Source organism: Paenibacillus campi (genome assembly GCF_034659835.1).
In the GTDB taxonomy this organism is placed as follows: domain Bacteria; phylum Bacillota; class Bacilli; order Paenibacillales; family Paenibacillaceae; genus Saccharibacillus; species Saccharibacillus campi.
This window is the reverse complement of record NZ_JAXSQZ010000001.1, coordinates 302,446-325,970: the sequence shown is the minus strand read 5'-3', so window position 1 is coordinate 325,970 and position 23,525 is coordinate 302,446. Positions and strand designations below refer to the sequence as shown.

Here is a 23,525-nt window from a genome sequence, read left to right as displayed (position 1 = left end):
TTAATCGGGATATACATTAAAATCAGTCACAAGCTGTGCACAGCTTCCATCCGCCGCATAACCGATATAACTATGATACACGCCATTGCCGAAACCGCTTGAAAATAGCGCCATATTATCGCCGGTTTGCAGCTCGGTCATGAGCCAGCTCCGGTTCGGACGAAACGTCTCCATCGCTGCGGTTTCCCAAGCGTCCATCAAATCCTGAGCAAGCTGCGGATCGTCCAGCTCCTGCTGTTCTGCCAGCCAGTAATACCCTCTAGCATCCAAATAGCTGCCGGTGCCTGAATCGACGGCAAAGCCCCAACGTGCTTGTTCATCCAAATGATTCGGGTCAACTTCAGGGCTAAATTCACGTTCAGCACCTTTCCATGTTGCCACCGGCGCATCGCTAAACACGATCCGTGCAAAAGCGACACGCTCGTCCGCCACGATCTCATGTGTAGACTGAGGATCAGTAATACGAGCGATCGCCAGCTCCAACTTAAACGAACCTTGCGGAAACTCCTGCACAAAAGGGGTCGATTCAATCAGACTGTACGGATCATCGGCAACAATTTTACCGGTCGTCACGCGCAGTTCCCCGATAGACTCGGTATAAAAAGCAAGATTGCGTCGTTGCCCTCGCCAGAATTTGACCTGTTCCAGATGAAATCCTTCTTTGAACACATCCTCCAGTACTTGACTTTCATGTAATACCTTGTCCATCCTCTTTTCCTCCCTTAGCAGTAGAATCATATGCATGCCGACAAAACGGTAGTTCGGCAACACCTTAGGAGAAGCTGACTGTATACCGGATCGCTTGCACCGAGTAACGACAGCGCTCACAGAGATCATGCCGATCCCACTATTGCGTGTGGTGAGGTCGAACGTATATGCGATGACGCTGCTCATACCAGCCGCTGGATAGTAGATTACATCATATTATACGCCTTCATACACAAGAATAAAACATGCGCTCTACGGTCAGCATAAACATTTTTTGCCGGATTTGGGTTTGTAGCTGCTCCTATCTGATCGAATGATGTTTGCTACGATTTCTGCAAACTGCTGTTTTTTTGCAAAATAACATTTTAGGATTGAATGATTTTCATAGATCACGCATAATGTGAGAGATGAATGTTCAGGAGAGGATGGAGAATACGTTTGGAGCAACCGTCAACGTTCAGCCGGGCGATTAATGAAATTATGGATACATGTATGCTGGCGGGGCAAATTATGCTGCAAAGCGGCGCGGAAACGTATCGTGTTGAAGATACGATGACACGTATCGCCGTCGCTGCGGGCATGCCAGGCGCGCATAGCTATGTAACGCCGACGGCGATTATGTTTTCGACGACTGGTGCGGAAAGTGCACGGCTTGTACGGATCGATGAACGCACGACCGATTTGCATAAAATTGCGCAGGTTAACGATATTTCGCGGCGTATTAGCAACGGTGAGCTGAACGCCCATGAAGCGTATCCACTGCTCAAAGTGATTGAAGCAGGCCCGCAAGAATATAGACCGTGGATGAAAATGATTGCTGCAGCGCTTGCCAGCGGCTGCTTTACGATTATGTTTCAAGGTAGTTGGAATGATTTTCTGCCGTCGATCATCGCCGGATTTTTCGGCTATACGACGATGCTGTATTTGCATAAATGGGTACAGGTTAAATTTTTTGCCGAGTTGTCGGCTGCCTTTTGTATCGGCTTGCTCGCCTCGATTTTTATCGAATTTCATATCGGGCGTGAGCTGGATAAAATTATTATCGGCTCGGTGATGCCGCTTGTGCCGGGACTGTTAATTACCAATGCGATTCGCGATCTGATGGCAGGGCATCTCGTATCCGGCATTTCCAAAGGTGCGGATGCGTTGTTAACCGCCTTTGCGATTGGCGCGGGTGTAGCGATTATTTTAACATTTATGTAAGCACAGAAAGGCAGGTCAATGCTGTTATGCTGGCTCAGTTAATTACGAGCTTTATCGCCTCCGTCGGCTTTGGCATTATTTTCAATGCACCACGGCGTTCGCTGCTGCAATGCGGCATTGCCGGTATGCTCGGCTGGATGGTTTATGTGCTGCTCTATATGCATATTAATCCGATTGTGGCTACGCTGATCGCTACGTTTATCGTGGGCGGAATTAGCCAAATTTTTGCACGCATATACAAAACACCGATTATTATTTTCAGCGTGGCAGGTGTCATTCCGCTCGTACCGGGTGGACTTGCCTACAATTCGATGCGTAATTTCGTCGAAAATGACTATGCTACCGCCACTTCGCTTGCCGCTCAAGCAGCGATGCTGTCCGGCTCGATTGCGCTTGGGCTTGTACTGTCTGAAGTGTTTAACCAAATGATACGCCGTGCTGCCCGATAACGGGTGCACGGCGTATTTGGTCTGCTTATATTAAGTGAAATAATCCAGCGCAAAGTGAGGCAGTAAGCAAATCATAGCGACAATCTGCTATACCTGTACATCCGCTTGGATGATATTCCATATGTTCATGCGGATGCATCGGCTAGCTACGTTCAGGACGGCAAGCGACCTTCCGCATAACAACCGGCAAGCCAGTTTACAAACTCATCGTCCAGCCCGAGCAGATGCGCACAACAGATCAAATCGATATCATCGCTCACATATGCCGCCAGATCACCGCTACCTGAAGCGCGAATCACCTCGTCAAATGCAAGGCGGCTCCATTGTTGCACCTGCTCTTGTTCGGTCGGCGTCAGCCCTTCACGACGCAGCTTTTGATACGCCTCAATCCAGGCGGTATCAAAGTCTGTACTATCACGATAGTCCAAGTATGCCCCTTCATCAAGCTGTTCCCACAAGTTTGCCGGCAATAGCTGCTGCCTTTCGAGCTTCGCTTGCAATGAAGGAACGATCGTATCCAGCATGCTGTAGCCTCCTTTATTTCATGGCATGTGGTTTCATACACGATAGTTTGAGCCACATATTGATCTCATCCCATCCGATCACATACGCTTTTAGCATATAACCCGGCGCACGTCCTGCCACGGTTACCGATCCATTGCATTCGCGATCAGCTAATATGCCATAAGCATCGCTCGGCAGACTGAGAATAGTGCCCTGCGGATAAAATACTTCCACAATGCCGGACACCTGATCTCCGGGCGCAAAACGCTGCTTCGTACGCTCCCATGATTTGCGATACCGCTGTGTCGCCGCCGCCCATACATCTTCAAACTGTTCGGCGGTAACGTCCCGTCCTTCCGCATCCTCCATACTTTGATCAAATACTTGATCAAACAGACAGAAATGCAATTCCTCATCCGGACGACACGATACGACCCAGCGTTCTTCATCTTCAATAACTTGACGCAGTACAGTGCGCTCATCGTCCACTTCAAAATAGTAATTCTCGTTGCTTTCCTCAAAGCGCAACTTGTAATATTCCATTACTCAACCTGATCCTGTCCACCGTTGGACGTATGTGCTTGTTGATGTCCGGCATAGTACGGCGCTCCGGGGTCTAGATCAAGCACAACGCGACGTGGCATGACGAGTGAATATTGATGTTCGGCACGCCAGCGCTGATTTTCATGCAAACCGATCGTTTCGCCATCCGCGATAATATCGCCCTGATGATACACATAATCCGCCACATTCATTAGAAACTGCGCGACTTCGCCTGGCTCCATATCATAAAAATGACACTGTACGTCCGGCACGCCAAGCGCTGCCAACCCGCAGCTGTCCATGACCATTTCCTTGCGCTCACCTTCGCCAGGGATTTGATACAGACGAATGTTTAGCGCACCATACAATGGCTGCTCCTGCTGAAGCGATTGCAGCAGCTCTGCTGCTGGGACCAGCTTATCGCTAGCTTTGTAATAAACCGCTTCACATGGAGCAACTTCCAAAATCGCGCGCAATACACTATTAAACAACGGTAATCTACGCTGTGGTGGCATACCTCGCGCCATCATATCGGTCAGCATCCATTCATGCTGGCACGCTTCTACTGTAGCCGCCGCTTCCAGCCAATGCCACGATTGCTGAAGCGATGACTCATACCGATCGACCGTCGGTGAATCGGTGACTGGCATTAATACCGTTTGCACCGGCATCGCGCCTTCCTGATAATTGAGCGTATGATTCAGATGAAAAAAGTGATAATGATCTTCATCTTCCTCATGCCCGGCTTCACTACGCGCTTCCCATACCGCTAACGTTTCTTCCGTATCATCGGCAAAATCGTCGGATGTGCGGATCGGGCCGGTATATTCGATAATTTTGGCATATAATGCTTCATGATCAATCACAGGCTTTTCCTTATATAATAACTGCGCCGTATAAATGGGAGCGTAGCCATAATCATCTTCCATTTCACGTTGTTGCTCTGGGTCCGGTTGACCGGGTTGCATGGATGTCATCGTCTCATCAAGCTCCTTTCCTTTTCAAACGAAGTCTGTATATTGCTGTGCAATCCATACTAGCCTCTACAGCAAATCGTTGCTGCGCTTCAGCATTATGTTCGCCTTCAGGCTGCTTATATCCTGCAACTGATATAATGACGAGGCTAGCTTGCTGCTCTTTATTACCCTGTTTAGAGCATTTCTGAACGAATAGTTGTATAGCAACGAATAAAACACTGGCGCTCAAGCCAGCAAACCAACAATACATCGTTAACCATTCATCATTGCAAAACATACCGATACAGCCTATAACCGTCTGCCGAATTATGTACCATTCCCGGGCATCGCTATCCTGCTGCCAATCTGCTCATACCGGTGCGACTGCAAAATAGTGTATAATTTGGGATATGGGCAGCATACACCGCTTTCGTTTCAAACCCGTGCTTAGCGGGGTACTCTGCAATTATAACCGCTTTGGACATGGATGCACAGTGCCCATGCCTGAAACAGGCAAACGACCATGTAAGGAGGTTTTGTTATGATTCATCCTCATACCGTTACGATTCGTCAGCATATTCGAGATTTTATGGATTCACAAGACGAAACGCTACTGAACGAACATGCTCACGCTGGACAATGGAGCATTGCCCAAGTGCTAGAGCATCTATATTTAATGGAAACAGCGATTACTACACGTATGGGGGCAGTACTCCAGCAAAATGAGCCTACACCGGCGCCCATGTCTCAGCATAGCGATGCCCCTTCTTTCCGTCTGACACCGGATCGTTCGCGCCGCATCGAAGCGCCCGCTGAACTAACACCTGCGGATAAACATATGACCCGGCAGGAACTGCATACCCGGCTGTCACGTTCACGCACCCATTTGGAGCAATTGCTGCAAACGACCAATGTACAGCAATTACAGAGCAAAACGATGAACCATCCTGTGTTCGGATCGATGACATTGGAAGAATGGGTCGAATTTATCGGCTTGCATGAACAGCGCCATTTGGAACAGATGAAGGAAATTCAATCCGCTTTGACGGCGGCGCATGGATAAATAACATACTGTTGATTATCCGCTGTCGATAAACAAGTGCAAATATGTCTAAACTCACCATTAAAATGAGCTAGCCACTTCGCCCAATACGTTAACTATGATTCGTCGCAATGATTGAGCTAGCTCGATCATCGCAGCCGCTTCCTTTCTATAGGGAAATGAAGCGGCTTTGTTATGCACATATTTACTACTGCTCTCGCAAGTCATGTAGGTTAAGTTCAATTTGCTTGAGTGCTCTCACTTCAGACTAGCGCTGAATGGTGTTCATTATATCCCCTGTATGCTGTAACATGTATACGGACGTGTAACCGATAAGCAACCGACTTTTCCTAAATTGCAATAACCGCTACAATAGATAGAGTTAATGTAATTACCTCTATTTTATAACGACAAGGAGCTGTAATAATGGACGACAGAATCGCAACCGTACGCGGATTGATGAAGCAAGCAGAGCTGGATAGTTTGCTAATTACCGATCCTAAACATGTATATTACTTGAGCGGCTTCGCCAGTGATCCGCATGAACGTTTTCTCGGCTTATTTATTTTGGAAGGAAATGAGCCGTTTATTTTGCTGCCTGCGCTCGATGAAGACAAAGCGCGCAGCACATCCAGCGTACAACGCATTGAAACCCATCTCGATACCGATAATCCGTATGTTCGTCTAAAACAGTGTATCGGCAGCGGTAAAATCGGCAAACTAGGCGTGGAAAAAGAACATTTGTCTGTAGCGCGCTTTGAGCAGCTTTGTTCGGTATTGCATGCGGAATCGTATCATGATATAACGAGCATACTGAACAGCATGCGCTCGCGCAAATCGCCGGACGAAGTGGAACGGATGCGCTTATCGATCTACAAGATCGAAGAAGTGCTGCGCCGCTGCATTTCCGGCGTCAAAGTCGGTATGACCGAGCTTGATCTCGTTGCCGAACTGGAATATCAAATGAAAAAGGTCGGCGCGGAAAAGCCCGCTTTTGACACGATGGTATTGTCTGGCCCGAATACAGCATTGCCGCACGGTGTGCCTGGTGAACGCAAACTGCAAACCGGCGAGCTGGTCATGTTCGATCTGGGGCTGTTTTACAATGGGTATGCTTCTGATATTACACGTACGTTTGCTATCGGGGATATTGATGAAGAAACGGCGCGTGTTTACCATACCGTACTGGCAGCCAATGAAGCGGCGATTCAGGCGACACGTCCAGGTGTAACATTTGCTTCGATCGATAAAGCGGCACGCGATGTCATTACTGAAGCAGGTTATGGGCATCGCTTTATCCACCGTCTCGGACACGGACTTGGTATGGATACGCATGAATACCCATCCGTGCATGGCGGTAATGAAAATGTGCTGGAACCGGGCGTGCTGTTTACGGTAGAGCCAGGCATTTACATTCCGGGTCACTGCGGCGTGCGCATCGAAGATGATGTGATTGTGACGGAGACCGGGATCGATGTGCTCTCCTCTTTCCCGAAAGAGTTAACTGTGATCGGTTAATTGTGCACGTTTTGGCGTTGATGATGCTTTTTCACGCTATCGTATAAGGTTGAGTCATCTGGCGCTGTCTGACCGTATAGCGCTGTCTAAGCACATCTTGTGTGCCCAAACGCATCGTATTGTCCGCGTATGACTCACCCACCGATCGAAGCTGGATCAATCCGATCAGCCTGTCATGGACAAATTTCAAACTACAAAAAAACCACGGCGTCTGTGCGCATATTAAGCGCTGCAAACGACGTGGTTTTATTTTCATAGGCTACGATTTGACCAGCTACCAGTGCGGCTATCGTCAAACTAGCAAAACTGCAACTCTCTCCTGTATAATAAACGTACAGCTTATTATGTCCATTCCCGCTCGGCTTCGCTATGGGAAGAACCGTGACGCAGCAATAGTGGCTGATCTTCCGGCGGAACTTTAAATGTGCGCGCCCAGTATAAAAACGGCGTACCAGCAGCGGTCAACATAAACTTCAAAATATAGGTCGTAAACAATATTTGCAGCCAGACCGACCATTCGTAAATACCGAGAAACGCAATCGTGCAAAAGATCAACGTATCGACAAATGAGCTGATCATCGTGCTGCCATTATTGCGAATCCATAGCTGTTCCGGCTTCGGAAACGAACGGCGTAACCAGCGATACAGACGCACATCAAGTAGCTGACTAACTAGATATGCAGTCAGACTGGCAATTAGCAAAATGGACACTTGGCCAAAAATTAGCTCCAATGCGCGCTGTGCATCCGCCGAAATGTCCACACCTGGCGCAACATCAAACTGCAACGCCATCTGCATCACAATCGTCGTCACAATCAATGTCAAAAATCCAAACCAGACCGCACGACGCGCCACTCCAGGCCCAAACCGTTCATTCAGCAAATCGCTTGCCAAATACATACTCACATATAGCGTATTGCCAAGCGTCGTAACAATACCGACCAACTCAATCGTTTTGATCACTTGAATGTTGGCAAGAATCGCCGCAATCGCAATCCAACCATAAATTCCTTTAATACCGAACAATCGATAACATAATACAAACAATGTATACGTAACAAGCACGAATAATATGCCCCACCATAGATTAAACAATCCAATTTCCCCCTAGTTTTGCTAACGCGGGATGGTCTACGAACCGCGAAACATGCTGAAAACTGTTTTACTTTATCATAGTAACCCTAACTCGACAAGCCCAATTTATGCTACCTTACATTGATTTGCTGTTAAAAGCAGTCATGTACACGTATAACTCACCTTGGGATCAGGTTAACCGGAATGATGATGCAAATAGTTACCTAGCTAGCTAAATGTTCATTGCCCAATAGGCCAACTATGAATTTATTTAATTTATAAAAATTCATGTTAGCTATATGTAATTTATGTCGTTCATTTTCACAAAAAATAAACTTTTTTTCATATTTTTTTAACTTTTTTCAAATTTATGTGTGCAAAAAACTATTCAAACAACGGTCAATTGATATAATATAAATAATTATTTAAGTCTTTTTGCTTAGTTCATTAAGCGTATATAAAGCCTGGGTTTACATATTTACTGCTACTAACAGATTATGTTTTTCCGGAAGCTTGAAGGGAGTCGGATTATTTACTGATCATACAGGGGACTGAAGTCACAAAACTGCTCTCTTTTTCGGTTATTGTTTATAATGTAAGTTAGTTAACTGTTTGCGTCAATTATTTTTACGTAGGGGAACTGTGTTTGTGTCAAAGATAGCGCAAATCGTCGAAATTGCCGCTTGGACCTCACATAGTGTTAAGTACAGGAAGGAGATTGTATATGTTTCGCATGAATCAATCGATTAGCCGTAAAATTATGCTCACTTTTGCACTGTTAATTATCGTCGTTTGTGTTGTGATGAGCACATTTTTTTATTTTATGACCAGGGGAGTGGTCAACGATAATGTGGTGCCTCAATTTCGACAGGTGCTTAACATTGCGATGGACGGTATTTTGAAAGATTTGGATAACACACAGGTGCTGCTCGCTGCACAGGGCAATAACGGCGAAATTATGAAGCTTGAATCGTATTTGAATACACAGCTTACGAAATATGAGTTGGACAATTTGTATGTGTTGCATATTGATAACGACAAAGCAGTCGTCGCGGCAACAGCCAACAGTTCCAAAAACTTTAAAGACAAACAGGAAGTTCCGTTAAGCGACAATATGCAAATCGCTATGAAGCAAGGCAAGCTGCTGACCGACCTGTATTCCACCGAACACGGTACGGATATGACGTATTATTATCATATTCCTGGCAGCGATGTGTTAATCGCAGCCAGTATGGATGCAAGCTTTGTCGGCGGCATTATTACGAATCTGATTATAACGACCCTTGTCGTCGTCATCTTGTCGGTAGCGGTATGTCTGTTTGTCGCTTATCGATTTAGCCGCAAAATCACATTGCCACTCGCCCGACTCGTGCGCCATACGCGCCTTGTCGCTGAAGGTAATTTGCAACAAGATATCAAAATGACCGGCAGCGACGAGATTGCCCAGCTTGCGCGCGGTTTCCGTATTATGACCGAAAATCTGCGTATGATGGTCAATCATGTGATCGACAGCTCGGACAAAGTGTTGTTTGGCACCGAAGCGCTCAGCAAACGAATTAACAAAATGCAAACTATGGTCGACCAATCGGTCGACTCGATCACAACGATCAAAGACGGCAGCACGATGATCGCATCCTCGTCAACCGAAAATGCGCGTGCTATGGAAGAAATCACCAACGGTATTCAACATATCGCTTCTTCTACTGCTGACATTTCCGATCAGCTTGGACAAGCATCCGAGCAAGCTGTATCTGGTAACGGAATGGCGCAACATGCGATCGAGCAAATGCATTCGGTGGAAATGGTCGTTTCCGACACACGCGAATCGGTGCAAATGTTGATCAATCGTTCAGAAGCGATCAGCCAGATTTTGCTCACAATTGGGGAGATTACGAAACAAATTCAAATGCTGTCGTTAAACGCATCGATCGAGGCAGCACGCGCTGGTGAACATGGACGCGGCTTTGCTGTTGTCGCTGCCGAAGTGCGCAAGCTGGCAGATCAATCGCGCGGTGCAGCGCAGCAGATCGAATCGGCATTACAATCCATTCGCGAAGAATCATTGAAATCGACGGAATCGATGAATCGGGTGCGCCAGGAAGTACAATCCGGTGCGCAGCTCGTGCAGCAAGCCGGACAATCATTTGATCAGCTTGTAGAGCTTGTACAGCAGGTAAATATGACCGTACAGTCCGCGTCTGCTGCCACCGAAGAAATCTCTGCTGGCTCCGAGCAGGTGAGCGCATCGGTAGATGAAACAGCTCAAATTACCCAAAGAGCACTCGACAATATTCAAGGCATCGCCAAAAATACGGATCGTCAATCATCCGAAATGTTAGCCTATGCTGCCATTATGCAAGAGCTGAACGAGCAAGCTCATTCACTACAAGATGCAGTTAGCAAGTTTACGTTGAAATAAGCGTAATCTCTACCATAACAAAGCGATAATTGCCAAAACCGCCGTTCTCTTGCTTTAGAGCAGAGAGCGGCGGTTTTTCGTAGATTAGGATGTGCACGCAAACTTGGCATGTTAGGATAACAACTACTACGGTACGCAATAAGGGGACGGACTTCCGCCTCGTACTATAATCTACCGATAAGGAGTGAATGTAGAAGTTGGACGCTTTAACAACAGTTGTGGCACAGCGATTTCAGGATGGCGTACAATCGCCGGACGAATGCGAAATAACTGTTTGAGTACCGATTCCTCCATCAACTGCTCCGGTGTCCCTTGTATCATTATTCGCCCTTCCTGCACTGCTAGCAAACGATCGCAATACCGCGCCGCCAAATTCAGATCGTGCAGCACAGCGATTACCGTCATACCCGTTTCCTTACGCCATGCATCCAACCATTCCATAAAATGAACCTGATACGCAATATCCAAATACGTAGTCGGTTCATCGAGCAACAACAGTTTCGGTTGTTGTGCCATCACTTTCCCAAATGCTACCCGCTGGCGCTGCCCGCCGCTTAATTGATCAAGCGGGCGCTCCGCCAGCTCCTGTAAATCCAGCCGCTCCATAATCGTTTCCAGCAATATGTCCGCCGCTTCCAATTCATCATGACCGAGCCAGTTCTGATACGGATATCGTCCCATCGCCAACACTTGTTTGACCGGATAATGCAGTGGTGCCAACCCCTCCTGCCCGAGTACAGCGGTATGTCTGGCAAGCTCACGACGGCTATATTGTTGCAGCGGACGCTGTTGCAACATAATCGTGCCGCGCTCTGCACGCTCAGTGCCAGCGAGCAACTGCAACAGCGTCGTTTTGCCACTACCATTCGGCCCAATAATACCCCAGTATTCGCCAGACTGCACCGCCCAGTTCATGTCGTGCAGCACCGTACGTTCGCCATAACATTTGGCAACATCGTTTAATTGCAAGAGCGGACTGCTCGCATTCGTAGCTGTAAACGATGACGCTGAACGATCAGATAGCGACCAGCTTGAGTTTATTAGTTTGCTCGGTTGATTTCCCTGCTTGGCATGTTGCGATGGAGCGGAAGTTCGTTTCTTCCATTTGGGCAGCATCGTTCACCTCCGTTCTGTGCAGCTCGCACCGTGCTATAACCAACCAACTAGGTGGTGTCTTCAAACCGTCCTACGTATTATTTATTGTTCACAAAGGTTAGAGATAAGACCCTGTACAGCTTAATCTGGCGCAAATTACCCGGATCGAACGATCTGTACAGTAGTTTGAAGACACGCCCTAGTACGTTGACCAGCTTAAATACACTATCGGATTGACTCCATCCTATGCACATATACCTGCATCAGACTATAAATTTCTCTAGGCTATATGACATTAAACTTCACCTTTAGCGCAATCAGCTTACTAAAACGTGTACGCAAACATAGCTTGTTAAGGCAGTAACCACTGCAACTCGCAACCTACGAGTTTGCGTACACGCCTTAATACTTAGACCAAGTTAACTATGCATTGTGATTGTACACACGTATCTCTATCGCTCAAAATTTAAACCAGCTTTAACATTCAAATTCATCCCGGTCAAACTACGAACTTGGCTAGCCCATCACATCATCTCGCGCTGCTTCTGTTTACTACGATGCAATAAATAAGCAAAAAACGGTGCCCCTACAAACGCAGTCACCACACCGAGCGGAATTTCCGTAGGTGCCAGCACCGTGCGTGCCGCCGTATCCGCCCACATTAGAAAAATACCGCCGCCCAGTGCGGACAATGGAATGAGCAGCCGATAATCGGGTCCGAGCAGCAAACGGATCATATGCGGCACGACAAGACCGACAAACGCAACGACACCGGATACCGATACCGCCGCAGCGGTGATGAGTGTCGCAATCATCAGTACAATCGTCTTCGTACGATCGACATTCACGCCTAGATGCGCTGCCTCCCGTTCTCCGAGCGATAACACATTCATCGTACGCGCCTGGCTCCATAGCAGTAACAGACCGACCGTAACATACGGCAACATCGCCAACACATACGCCCAGCCGCGCAAACTCAAACTTCCCATCGTCCAGAAAATAATCTCATTTACACTACCTTCTGACATCGACGCCAGAAACGAGACGATCGCACCGAGAAATGACTGCATCACGACGCCCGCCAAAATCAAGCTGCCTGTCGGAATAGTGCCCTGCTCTCTCGCCAGCGCCAGTACGATATACAGCGTCATCGCCCCGCTGACAAAGGCAATTAGCGGCAAAGTCCAGCCGCCAAACAACGAATACTGATAACCGGTAAAAATTAATACCGCCGCCCCAACCGACGAACCGGACGATACACCAAGCGTAAACGGATCGGCAAGCGGATTGCGCAGTACACCTTGAAACGCCGCTCCCGCCAATCCTAGCGCCGCCCCAACGAGCAGCGCCAGCAGCACACGCGGCAAACGAATATAAAGCATAATTTGCTCGGCTGCCTCACTCCAATCCGGTGTCGTCCAGCGCTGCATGCCTGGCAGATGATGCAGCAACATGCGTACAATTTGACTACCCGGTATATACACGGAGCCGATGCCTGTATTCAGCACAACACTAACGATAAGCAACAGCAGAAATATCAATAACGGCAATACATATCGGCGACTCATTGCTTGAACAAATTCGGATACATCGCCTGTGCGATCTCAACTAGACCGTCAGTTACCCGCGGGCCGGGACGACTGACCAGATCATCGTCAAGTCCGAACAGCTGGTCATTTTGAATCGCTTTGATCTTGTTCCAGCCGCTGCGTGCGCGAATAATTTGATCGAGCGTTTGTTTAGTCGTCGGATCGGTTGATTGTTTGGAATATAAAATTACATCTGGATTAGCAGCAACGATCGCTTCTTCATTAATTTCATGCCAGCCGGTCGTATTGCCCGCAATATTGATACCGCCAGCCAGTGTAATCATCTCATCCATAAATTCGCCTTTACCGACCGTCCAACCTGGCGAAAATTCGATATACACTTTTTTCTTCTGCTCCGGTGTCAATGAAGCGACCGCATCGGTGACCGTTTTCATCTGCTGACGCATATGATCGGTAACTTGTTTTGCTTCCGCCTGATGATTCGTAATTTTGCCGTACAGCTCGATATTGCTGATGACATCAGCGATCGTTTTAGGCGTCGTTTTGAAAATAGGAATACCGGCTGCACGCAGTTCTTTCACCAATGCTTCACTTGAAGAAATACCGGTAAATACGACGTCCGGGCGCAGCGCCACGATCGCTTCCACATCCGGTTTACTCACACCGCCGATCTGTGCTTTTGTTTTCACCCCTGCCGGATAATTATCGTATTCCGATACACCAACGATTTGCTTATCAAGTCCAAGTGCGAATAGCGCTTCCGTCTCGGCAGGTGAAATCGAGACGATGCGTTGTGGCTGTTGTGTAAACGTAAACGCATAACCGGTCGCATCGTTAACCGTAAGCGGATAGGTCGTCTGTTCATCAGTCGTCTTGCTTTCAGTGGATGTTACGGAATTGCTGTTGTTTGTTGCTGCACTTTCAGATGCAGATTGCTCAGTCGCTGGCGCAGGCTGCGTTGGTGCGCAGGCAGATAGCAGCATCGATAACGCGGCTGTAATCAGGATCGAATACATCCAGCGCAGTTTGGAAGCGTTAAAATTCATCACTAAGTCTCCTTTTGGGCATATGCATAATCTTAGATCACATTCGGTCAACACCAATACAATCCCCCTGATTATAGGGCATAATGATGATTGTCACAATTGCATTTGCATGATATGTATATCGCAGCCCAAAAATCCCCTCCGGTCTACAGTGTTTGTCTCATCAAGCGATGAGCTTTGTTCACTATTTGCCCGGAGGGGATCATTGTTTGTATCATCTTAATCTAAATAAATCTAAATACGCTGAATATTAAGTCAGCATTAATGCACCATTATGCCCTAGTAGTCTGTCTCAAATGGAAATTTTGTTTGAACGTACCTTAACCGATTCATCATCAAGCAATGGTTAGATCGACAAACTATAAATATATTTGAGACAAGCTACTAGTAGCTTGACCGCGTTAAATTAGGTAGTTTGATCGTGCAGAGCAGAGATGTTTTGGGGCTACGATTCCAGCGTATTTTTCATAAGATGTAGTCCATCAGACATGAAATGTAAGCTGGTCAAACTACTAGCTCGACAACTAGCACCATCACACGCTTATTAGCTTCATATATCGTGTTATTCACTATCAGGTAATTCGATTTTCCTGGTCTTTCATCCGATTTTGCTGATCTGGCTGACGATTCTGATCGGACACTGCCTGTTCCAAATCAGGCGCCTGCTCTTTGCCTTCCACAAACTTTTTCATATCCTGATTGTGTTCATCCTTCTCCTGCTTACTTTTCAGCAATTGTCGTGCTTGATCATTCATGATGATTTGCCTCCTTTTGCAAGCGTTATTTTTTATTACCCTTCCCTTTTTCCTGTAAAACGACATTATGGATTTTAATGGAATTTACTATGATCGTTGCCAGTGATCGATACTGTCATTTTGCAACATTCAATTGGTTTTACAGACGGTTTCGTTTACAATGGACAAGAAGGCAGTATGCCCTGTATGCTTCTGTTTGCCGTATAGTGTACGCTCCCCTCGGTCACCGACCAGAGCAACAAACCGTACCGAATCAGCATGAAACGAAGTTCATCGTTCGCTTCTTTTCCGCCAGGATCGTCGCAGCGGCACACACTCGCAACTGACCGGCAACGTAAAATGATACTGGAGGAACGTCCCATGCTTTTTATTGATAACCAGGGGATTCATGACCCGACCATCAATCTGGCGATTGAGGAGTTTGTGCTCAAGCATTTGCCGATGGATGACAGCTATTTGCTATTTTACATTAATGAGCCATCGATCATTATCGGTAAACATCAAAATACGATTGAAGAAATCAATGCCGAATATGTGAAGGCGAACCATATTCATGTCGTCCGTCGTCTGTCCGGCGGTGGCGCGGTATATCATGACCACGGCAATTTAAACTTCAGCTTTTTGACCAAAGATGACGGACAGTCGTTCCACAATTTCCGCAAATTTACCCAGCCTGTCGTTGAAGCATTACACCAGCTTGGCGTCGCTGCCGATCTGTCTGGACGTAATGATCTGCAAGTAGGCGAACGCAAAATTTCCGGTAATGCTCAATTTTCCACCCGTGGACGAATGTTTAGCCACGGTACGCTTATGTTCGACTCTGAGCTGGACAATGTGCAATCCGCACTTAAGGTCAACCCGGAAAAGTTTAAATCAAAAAGCACCAAGTCCGTCCGCAGCCGTGTCGCCAATATTTCCGAATTTTTGCAAGCGCCGCTGACGATGCAGCAGTTCCGCGACGAAATTTTGCGCCATATTTTTGGCGTGGAGCCAGCTGATGTGCCGCAGTATGTGCTCACAGAGCAGGATTGGAACAAAATCCATGACATTTCTGCCGAACGTTATCGCAACTGGGATTGGAATTACGGGCAATCGCCAGCATCGAATATTAAACATACACGCAAATTCCCGGTCGGCATTATCGATATTCGGATGGATATTAAAGACGGGCATATTCAGGAGATCAAAATTTACGGCGACTTTTTCGGCATTGGCGATGTAGCTGATATTGAAGATCGTCTGCGCGGCAAGCGTTATGAGGAGATCAGTGTACGCGAGGCGATGAGCGGCATAGACATCAAGCATTATTTTGGCAATATCGAGCTGGATGAATTTATCGGACTGGTGCTGCTGGAAGACTAATTTTTATAAATAGAAACATACCCAATTGGATTGAAGGAGCGTAAACCCTATGTACAAATTGATTGCAATCGATATTGACGACACACTCATTAACGATAACAAAGAAGTCACCCCTGCTACCCAGCAGGCACTAGAACAAGCGGTAGCGAAAGGTACAGTCGTTACACTCGCTACCGGTCGCGCTTATGCTTCCGCACAAGCGATCGCTCGTCAAACCGGGCTGAACGTACCGATCATTACGTATCAAGGCGCACTCGTGAAAAATCTGATGGATGAACAAGTACTGTACGAGCGTTATGTTCCGGTCGAAGCTGCACGCAAACTGCATGACTACTGTATCGAACACAATCTGCATCTGCAAACATATATCGACGATAAGCTGTATGCACGCGAGTTGAACCAGCATTTGATCGACTACACTACACTCAATCGTACACCGTATTACATCGAGCCTGATTTTTCCAAATTGATGGAATTGCCAACACCGAAAATGCTCATTATTGACGATCCGGCATTTCTCGATGAGCTGCAACCAATTTTGCGTGAACTGCTTGGCGATAGCGTGCATATTACGAAGTCCAAGCCGGAATTTCTCGAAATTATGCATCATGAAGGCACTAAAGGTGCTGCATTGACATTTCTTGCTAACCACTTCGGCTGCGCTTTGCAAGATACGATCGCTGTCGGAGATTCATGGAATGATCATGAGATGCTGGAAGTTGCCGGTCTTGGCGTAGCGATGGGCAATGCCATCGAGCCGCTGAAAGCGATCGCTGATTATATTACAGCTAGCAACAATGAAGACGGTGTAAAACAAGTGATCGAAAAGTTCATTTTGAATGCGGAGCAAGCTTCCGTTTAATATGATTCAGCAGCAGCAGGCTTGAATGGGAAAGCGGACGTGAAGGAGCCAGACTGTAGCCGCTTAGATGCGGTCTAGACAGGGCTGCATGTAGTATTCATTTATGTGTTTGTCGGCTCCACCCGTTCCAACTGCATCGCTTCATTCGTTTTGTCCCATGCAAACAAGCACCTTGCCAGAGAGTATAGGATCATCCCGTTTAGCTAACGGATGGATAATCCTATACTCACCGCAAGGTGCTTTTTGTATACCCTTGCTTCATCCCATTTTCATCTGATCCAGCGCTTCCAAATACAACACCTGCAAAAACTTTTTAATGCTTACCTTACTCTTACCATCATCACGTTCTTCATCGATTTCCTTCATCTTCGCCCGAATGTCTTCAAAATCAAAATAGAGCGGTGCATAATGCTCAAACTTTGGATTACCGTAATCAGTCAGCCCGATTGAAGCCAGATGTGTCAGCGCTGTCGTTACCGTGCGGCGAATCCGCTGCTCAATCGCTTTGGCTTCTTTATCGATCTCGCGCGGTGTTGCTTTATATCCTGCCGCCACCCCTTCATACAGCTGTTTCAGTGGTGGAAAAGGCCCGCTTTGCCCATGTTGCAACAACATTTCCATAATTGCCGTAATATCGCTGCACCCGGCTTCGCCCACGATACCGAGGTTCATATAAATCGGACGAATCACTTCACTCACACTGCGCGGCTTAACCGCAGCGACTGTTTGCCGATCAGCGGATAACAAATTGAGCGTATCCAGCTTGGACAATGATGACTTCAATTCATGCAAATAGCGACGAATTTCCGCATGTTCACTCACCCGTGTTAGCACCGATTCTACTTCGATCCGGTTAATCGGCTTACGAATGAAAAACTCAATTCCCGATTGGTACGCTTCCCCGACCATTTCCTGATTTTCAATTTGCGAGATCATCACATATTTGCCGTCAAAACCTTGACGTTTAAGTTGCGTAATCGTCTCCAACCCATCTTGATCCGGCATCAGCCAATCGATGAGCACCACATCCGGTTTCGTTTCCAAAATGATGCGTATGCCTTCCTCACCACCGCGTGCTGTACCGGTCACTTCCCCGAGTCGGCTTTCCTGAATAATATTTTCCAGCATTGCTCGTGTTGCTGGATCATCGTCCACAATACAAAAAGTCAATCCCATACTACTCCCCCTTTTTTAACGTTCCGGTCGGTAGCTTGACTCGAAAAATCGTTGTCCACGGTGCATGTTGCTTATCCGTATACAACTTGATCGTACCGCCAAGCGAGCCGATAATATCATGCACATGCGATAGCCCGATTCCGGTCGCTGCGCTGCCGCCTTCACCGAATTTCGTTGTAAAGCCAGGCTCAAAGATCGTATCTCGGTGTTTCGCCGGAATACCTTTGCCTGAATCGGACACCGTAATGACTGTCCAGCAGCCTTCCTGCTCGATCCGCAACTCGATTGAACCGGTATCCCCTAGCGCTTCAATCGCATTCGCCAGCAAATTATTAAGCAGCGTCAGCAGCGGAATATAATCCGCAGTTACAAAGTCTTCATCCAGATAAGCGCTAATAGACGCCTGCTTTTTGAGCATAACCGCATATTTACGATTGCCACGAATCGCATAATCCATAATTTCGGACAGCGCGAGCACCATTTTCGTTTCCTGATCAAACAGCTTGAGCAAGCCGGCAGCAACGCGCTGGGAATCTTTTTTTACCTCATGTATTTCCTGGGTAATACCAAGCTGGCGCTGGCTAAATTCCTTCAATTCGGCACGCTTTAAATCGGTATAGAGCCGATAACTGCTGCTCGTCACGCGCTCGATCGTATCCATCGATTTGCGCAAATAAAACACTTCACCATACAGCCCCGAATTGATCGATAGCATTTGCTCCATGCGCTTGTTTTGCTCCTGCGAGAGCGCGCGAATTTGACTGACCGCGATGCTACTGTACAAACCGGTTACAAAAAAGCCGCGGATTGCCGCTACGAGCGCAATATAGCCCCATGTCGCCGGATTAACGATATCCGAGCCATTTAATAGCCACCGCGATACCATCTCAACCGTATTCGAGCCAAAATCGATACAAGTTGCCACCACACCAAGCAACAACAAATGCATCCGTTCAATCTGACCTTGAATAAGCGCCATCCCGCACGCAAATGTCAAATAATACAGCCCTGCCGACGTATGAATTTGCAAACTGTTTAGCAGAGAAAAGCTGTCCGGTGTAAACACATAGTCAAGCACCATCCGAAATACAATTACCGTCACTGCCGTATACAAACCGGTACGTATATACGGAAGTCGTGTCATCAACAGCAAAAACAGCAAAAACGCACTGCCACCAAGACCAATGCGAAACAGATCACCAGGCACCGGATTGATTTTGAACTCCCCTGCTATAGCCGTACCAAGCGCCACCACGAACATCTGAATTTTTTCGTTTCTAAACAATGCAGGCATCCGCCCTTCAGCCTCCTTGCGGCGGAAGCGGGCGACAGGCTTCCGGAATGTGGACAGCACGACAATCATCGATTTTTGAAATTGTTTATATGTTACCATAAAATGTCCCTCTCATGCGGTTTTGATCGCAAAAATACAATGCTATTCGTGTACGACGACAGCTACGCATATAGCAAAAACCGGCTTCCTTCCGGAAACCGGCTTCCTACTGTTCACTATGCCAAAATAGATCGTATCGCAATCGATAGTTGTAATGATATTGTAATACGCTAGTCGTATCATTCGCACATCGTGTGAGTAACCGTCAAACCGTTCTCGTCTCCAGCCGTCTTGAGATTAGTGATAATGTATAATTTACAACAAAATAGATCATCGCGACAAGCAGCAAAATCGGAATCGAAAAATTCGGGCTTTGACCGATAATAATTTGTGCATTATGCATTAGCTCAGCCAGTGCGACGATTACCGCCAACGATGTATCTTTGAGCAGCGAAATAAATTGACTGACGAGCGGCGGCACCATCCGGCGCAAACCTTGCGGCAACACGATATGCCATAATGTACGGATCGAGCCAAGCCCGGACGAACGTGCCGCTTCTACTTGCCCTTTTGGAATCGACTTCAGACCAGCACGCACCACTTCCGAGATCATCGCCGCTTCAAACAATGTTAGCGCAATAATCGCCCCTGCTGGAATCGTAAATTTAAATTGTAAACCAAAAAATGAAATTTGTGGAATTGCAAATTGGATGAAAAAGATAATGAGCAGTAGCGGCAAATTCCGTAGCACTTCTACAATAACCGCCAACACCTGCGCCAGTACAGGCACTTGCATATAGCGAATAACCCCAATAATACAACCGATCACAAAACTTAACAAAATCGCCCAAAACGCGACGTATAACGTCATCTCCAAACCTTCCATTAAAAAACGCAAATTATCGGCTGAATAAGCTCCCGCAAAATCCATACGATCCCTCCTTCTTCCTCTGTGCCGGTATCAGCTATCGGGCTTTTCGAGCGAATATGTATGCAGGTGATCCAACAAGCTGCTATGTATCGTCCGTAGCGTTAGCTTGTATTCAGATCATCCACACTCTACGAACATCAGCTATTCATATGATCACATGGATCAAGCCAAGCTACCGGAAAGATGTCACACACGACTACTGTATCCCTGTACACATCTATTCCTATTCCATACACCGCATCAGGAGCTTTTCGCCAATCGACGTTCCAGCACATGCGAGCCATAACTCATCGGCAATGTCAGCACAAGATAAAACAACCCGGCAAACACATACGCACTTACCGTTGCATAGCTATCACCATTCACCTTATCGGCAAAATACATCAAATCCAGACCCGCCACCACGGTTAAAACAGAGGAATTTTTGATTAAGTTAATAAACTGATTGCTAAGCGGCGGGATGACCAGTTTGATCGCTTGTGGCAAAATAACATGCACCATCGCCTGTACATACGTCATGCCTGACGAACGTGCCGCCTCCATTTGCCCTTTCGGTACAGACAAAATGCCGGCACGAATCGCTTCTGCAATAAAAGCAGCAGTATAGACCGTCAATCCAACCGTACCCGCTTGAAATCCATTCAAGCGCATGCCAAATGTCGGCAATGCATACCAGAAAAAGAATACGATCAGCAATAATGGGATGTTACGCACAAACTCTACATAAGCAGTGCCGATCCATTGCAGCGGCTTCATACCGGTAATCCGAAATACCGCCAACACCGCGCCCAACACAAAGCTGCCAATCAACGCCAGCACACTCGCCAAAATCGTATTTAAAAAACCTTCCACATAATAGGGGAAATAATTGACCAGAATCGAAAAATCGATCATCCAGCATCCCTCCTTCAGCTTTTCATGTTCACTACAATGATTGAAATCGAACTAGAATGAAAAGGATGGGCACGACTCGCCCACCCTTTGTCATCTGCTCTGTGAGCAATGCCGGATCATTTGGTTTATACCGGATTACTTATTTGCTTTCAGGCTCTTTACCGATCCATTTTTTGTACATTTCATTGTACGAACCGTCTGCTTTCATCTCGCTCAATCCTTTGTTGATCGCGTCTACAAGTGCGGTTTGACCTTTTTTCACAGCGATGCCATACGGCTCATCTGTAAATGGTTTACCGACTACTTCATAGTTCGGGTCCTGTGCAGCCATACCGTACAAAATCGCATCATCCGTCGTCAGCGCATCACCTTGTCCCGCTTTGAGCGCATTGAATGCATCTTGGTAGTTATCATATTCCAGTACTTTGACGCCCGGTACTTTGGCTTCGATATTTTTGATCGAAGTAGCGCCTTTGGCTGCCAAAATCGTTGTATTAGCGGTCACATCTTCAATGCCTTTGATCGGGCTGCCTTTTTTCACTAACAGCGATTGACCAGCTTGAAAATACACATTCGAGAAGTCGACTTCTTTTTTGCGCTCATCCGTAATCGTCATCGTGGCGATGACCATATCAACATCGCCATTGTTCAGCATCGGGATACGTGTTTTGGAAGTCACTTCTTTTAGCTCCACTTTGCTTGCGTCGCCAAGAATGCTTTTAGCAAGCGCATGTGCCATATCGACATCAAACCCTTCCACATTGCCGCTTGCCGGGTCTTTCAATCCAAACAGCTTTGTATCATATTTCACGCCAACGATCAGCTTGCCGCGCTGTTTGATCTGATCTAGCACCGAACTGGCGTTATCGGTGCCGTTTGCACCATTGCTTGCGCTTGGAGCAGTCGTTGTGCTACATGCTCCAAGTACGGTTACGAGTGCGATCAAACATACGAGCAGGAATGAAAATCTCTTTTTGTTAGTCATTGTATTTCCCCTTTTCGTCTGAAATATAATCATTAATGGTTAAGCAAACGGCTTAAAAACAACTGGGCACGTTCTTCACGTGGAGCGGAGAAAAACTGTTCCGGCGGCGCTTCTTCGATAATTTTACCTTGATCCATAAATACAACCCGATCCGCCACCTCACGCGCAAAGCCCATCTCATGGGTAACTACGACCATCGTCATCCCTTCACGAGCGAGTGCTTTCATTACATCAAGCACCTCTCCGACCATTTCGGGATCAAGCGCCGATGTCGGCTCGTCAAACAACATAATTTGTGGTTTCATCGCCAGCCCGCGTGCAATTGCGACACGCTGCTGTTGCCCGCCAGACAGTTGGGACGGATACGCCTGCGCTTTATCAGCGATTCCAACCTTTTCCAAATACTGCATTGCCGTTTGGTGTGCTTCTGCTTTGGACACACCGAGCGCTTTGATCGGAGCAAGTGTAATATTATCGATCACCTTTTTGTGCGGGTACAGATTAAAATGCTGAAACACCATCCCGATATTGCGACGCAGCTTGTTCAGATCGGTTTTGCGTTCATCCACTCTTACACCATTAACGGTCAGCTGTCCGCTGCTCGTTTCTTCCAGCCGATTAATACAGCGCAGCATCGTACTTTTACCGGAACCGGAAGGTCCAAGCACGACGACTACCTCACCTGGTTCAACATGAAGATTAATGCCCGTTAATACCTGAAAATCACCATAAAATTTGTTAACTTCATGGAAGGTAATCATCTTACTCCTCCTCTCATATGTACAAAATAGCCATTTATTAGGATTATGTTGTAAGGAATAATGACATTTTTTATAATCCTAAAGCAAGACTACATAATACTACGTAATCCGACTTCACATCGTTAAAAATAAAACATTTTGTCTAAATAATCATCCAAAAAACACAAAGAAACCGGTATCATTTGATACCGATTCCTCTACAAACTATGCCATTGCTATGTAACTTAATACATCATTCGTACTATTATACAGCAATCTAGCTACACATTAAAAACCGAAGCCTATTCACCATCGCTTCGGCTTTTACTCGTATGCGACTCCAATTGAAGTCTACCTCCAACGCGGTTAGCGATGAACAA

22 protein-coding genes are annotated in these 23,525 nt (G+C 46.8%); 7 read left to right on the top strand and 15 right to left on the bottom strand.

The window, feature by feature from the left end:
* Nucleotides 1-708 carry a DUF4241 domain-containing protein gene (locus U1I11_RS01240; RefSeq protein WP_322903140.1) on the bottom strand — a complete coding sequence of 236 codons (708 nt, stop codon included), beginning with the start codon at nucleotides 706-708 and terminating at the stop codon, nucleotides 1-3.
* 480 nt (nucleotides 709-1,188) lie between these two features.
* Between U1I11_RS01240 and U1I11_RS01235 the strand changes: the two genes are divergently transcribed.
* Nucleotides 1,189-1,911 (top strand): threonine/serine exporter family protein, encoded by a 723-nt coding sequence (locus U1I11_RS01235; RefSeq protein WP_322904445.1) that lies wholly within the window; start codon nucleotides 1,189-1,191, stop codon nucleotides 1,909-1,911.
* 26 nt (nucleotides 1,912-1,937) lie between these two features.
* A complete protein-coding gene (locus U1I11_RS01230) occupies nucleotides 1,938-2,360 on the top strand; it encodes a threonine/serine exporter family protein (RefSeq protein WP_322903139.1) in 423 nt (140 codons plus the stop codon).
* A gap of 152 nt (nucleotides 2,361-2,512) precedes the next feature.
* Here U1I11_RS01230 and U1I11_RS01225 read toward each other — a convergent pair whose 3' ends face one another.
* From U1I11_RS01225 to U1I11_RS01215, 3 genes are read right to left on the bottom strand one after another with little or no spacing between them, the layout of a single operon-like run.
* Nucleotides 2,513-2,884 carry a hypothetical protein gene (locus tag U1I11_RS01225; protein WP_322903137.1) on the bottom strand — a complete coding sequence of 124 codons (372 nt, stop codon included), beginning with the start codon at nucleotides 2,882-2,884 and terminating at the stop codon, nucleotides 2,513-2,515.
* A 13-nt stretch (nucleotides 2,885-2,897) separates the two neighbouring features.
* The gene (locus U1I11_RS01220; protein WP_322903135.1) at nucleotides 2,898-3,407 is read right to left on the bottom strand and encodes a hypothetical protein; all 510 of its coding nucleotides are present in this window, start codon (nucleotides 3,405-3,407) and stop codon (nucleotides 2,898-2,900) included.
* On the bottom strand, nucleotides 3,407-4,384 hold the full coding sequence (locus U1I11_RS01215) for a DUF4261 domain-containing protein (RefSeq protein WP_322903132.1): 978 nt from the start codon (nucleotides 4,382-4,384) through the stop codon (nucleotides 3,407-3,409). The genes U1I11_RS01220 and U1I11_RS01215 overlap by 1 nt, the downstream gene beginning before the upstream one ends.
* A 520-nt stretch (nucleotides 4,385-4,904) precedes the next feature.
* Here U1I11_RS01215 and U1I11_RS01210 point away from each other — a divergent pair.
* Together U1I11_RS01210 and U1I11_RS01205 are read left to right on the top strand one after the other, a co-directional pair.
* Nucleotides 4,905-5,426, top strand: a complete 522-nt coding sequence (locus U1I11_RS01210; RefSeq protein WP_322903130.1) for a DinB family protein — start codon at nucleotides 4,905-4,907, stop codon at nucleotides 5,424-5,426.
* Between the two features lie 405 nt (nucleotides 5,427-5,831).
* Nucleotides 5,832-6,923 carry a M24 family metallopeptidase gene (locus U1I11_RS01205; protein ID WP_322903128.1) on the top strand — a complete coding sequence of 364 codons (1,092 nt, stop codon included), beginning with the start codon at nucleotides 5,832-5,834 and terminating at the stop codon, nucleotides 6,921-6,923.
* Nucleotides 6,924-7,265: 342 nt separating this feature from the next.
* Here the strand turns inward: U1I11_RS01205 and U1I11_RS01200 are convergent, their stop codons facing one another.
* Entirely contained in the window at nucleotides 7,266-8,018 is a 753-nt protein-coding gene (locus U1I11_RS01200; RefSeq protein ID WP_322903125.1) for a queuosine precursor transporter, read from the bottom strand.
* A gap of 703 nt (nucleotides 8,019-8,721) precedes the next feature.
* Here U1I11_RS01200 and U1I11_RS01195 point away from each other — a divergent pair.
* Nucleotides 8,722-10,416 carry a methyl-accepting chemotaxis protein gene (locus U1I11_RS01195; RefSeq protein WP_322903123.1) on the top strand — a complete coding sequence of 565 codons (1,695 nt, stop codon included), beginning with the start codon at nucleotides 8,722-8,724 and terminating at the stop codon, nucleotides 10,414-10,416.
* Between the two features lie 171 nt (nucleotides 10,417-10,587).
* Here the strand turns inward: U1I11_RS01195 and U1I11_RS01190 are convergent, their stop codons facing one another.
* From U1I11_RS01190 to U1I11_RS01175, 4 genes are all read right to left on the bottom strand, one after another.
* Nucleotides 10,588-11,532 (bottom strand): ABC transporter ATP-binding protein, encoded by a 945-nt coding sequence (locus U1I11_RS01190; RefSeq protein ID WP_322903121.1) that lies wholly within the window; start codon nucleotides 11,530-11,532, stop codon nucleotides 10,588-10,590.
* Nucleotides 11,533-12,035: 503 nt separating this feature from the next.
* Nucleotides 12,036-13,079, bottom strand: coding sequence for a FecCD family ABC transporter permease (locus tag U1I11_RS01185; protein WP_322903120.1), 1,044 nt, complete (start codon nucleotides 13,077-13,079; stop codon nucleotides 12,036-12,038).
* Nucleotides 13,076-14,107 carry an ABC transporter substrate-binding protein gene (locus tag U1I11_RS01180; protein WP_322903118.1) on the bottom strand — a complete coding sequence of 344 codons (1,032 nt, stop codon included), beginning with the start codon at nucleotides 14,105-14,107 and terminating at the stop codon, nucleotides 13,076-13,078. Before U1I11_RS01180 ends, U1I11_RS01185 begins: the two co-directional genes overlap by 4 nt.
* 572 nt (nucleotides 14,108-14,679) lie before the next feature.
* Nucleotides 14,680-14,862: a hypothetical protein gene (locus tag U1I11_RS01175; RefSeq protein WP_322903116.1), complete on the bottom strand. Its 183-nt coding sequence runs from the start codon at nucleotides 14,860-14,862 to the stop codon at nucleotides 14,680-14,682.
* Nucleotides 14,863-15,222: 360 nt separating this feature from the next.
* Here U1I11_RS01175 and U1I11_RS01170 point away from each other — a divergent pair, with 360 nt between their 5' ends.
* A complete protein-coding gene (locus U1I11_RS01170) occupies nucleotides 15,223-16,224 on the top strand; it encodes a lipoate--protein ligase (protein ID WP_322903114.1) in 1,002 nt (333 codons plus the stop codon).
* A gap of 49 nt (nucleotides 16,225-16,273) precedes the next feature.
* Nucleotides 16,274-17,086: a Cof-type HAD-IIB family hydrolase gene (locus U1I11_RS01165; RefSeq protein ID WP_322903112.1), complete on the top strand. Its 813-nt coding sequence runs from the start codon at nucleotides 16,274-16,276 to the stop codon at nucleotides 17,084-17,086.
* A gap of 258 nt (nucleotides 17,087-17,344) precedes the next feature.
* Here the strand turns inward: U1I11_RS01165 and U1I11_RS01160 are convergent, their stop codons facing one another.
* The 6 genes from U1I11_RS01160 to U1I11_RS01135 all read right to left on the bottom strand — a co-directional run bounded on the left by U1I11_RS01160 (nucleotide 17,345) and on the right by U1I11_RS01135 (nucleotide 23,166).
* A complete protein-coding gene (locus tag U1I11_RS01160; RefSeq protein ID WP_322903110.1) occupies nucleotides 17,345-18,262 on the bottom strand; it encodes a response regulator in 918 nt (305 codons plus the stop codon).
* A 1-nt stretch (nucleotide 18,263) separates the two neighbouring features.
* Nucleotides 18,264-19,655, bottom strand: a complete 1,392-nt coding sequence (locus U1I11_RS01155; RefSeq protein WP_322903108.1) for an ATP-binding protein — start codon at nucleotides 19,653-19,655, stop codon at nucleotides 18,264-18,266.
* A gap of 205 nt (nucleotides 19,656-19,860) precedes the next feature.
* Nucleotides 19,861-20,526 carry an amino acid ABC transporter permease gene (locus U1I11_RS01150; protein WP_322903106.1) on the bottom strand — a complete coding sequence of 222 codons (666 nt, stop codon included), beginning with the start codon at nucleotides 20,524-20,526 and terminating at the stop codon, nucleotides 19,861-19,863.
* A 240-nt stretch (nucleotides 20,527-20,766) separates the two neighbouring features.
* Nucleotides 20,767-21,420 carry an amino acid ABC transporter permease gene (locus tag U1I11_RS01145; RefSeq protein WP_322903105.1) on the bottom strand — a complete coding sequence of 218 codons (654 nt, stop codon included), beginning with the start codon at nucleotides 21,418-21,420 and terminating at the stop codon, nucleotides 20,767-20,769.
* Nucleotides 21,421-21,559: 139 nt separating this feature from the next.
* Complete coding sequence (locus tag U1I11_RS01140; protein WP_322903103.1) at nucleotides 21,560-22,405, bottom strand: glutamate ABC transporter substrate-binding protein; 846 nt, start codon at nucleotides 22,403-22,405, stop codon at nucleotides 21,560-21,562.
* Nucleotides 22,406-22,437: 32 nt separating this feature from the next.
* Entirely contained in the window at nucleotides 22,438-23,166 is a 729-nt protein-coding gene (locus U1I11_RS01135) for an amino acid ABC transporter ATP-binding protein (protein WP_322903101.1), read from the bottom strand.
* Nucleotides 23,167-23,525 lie beyond the last annotated feature (359 nt).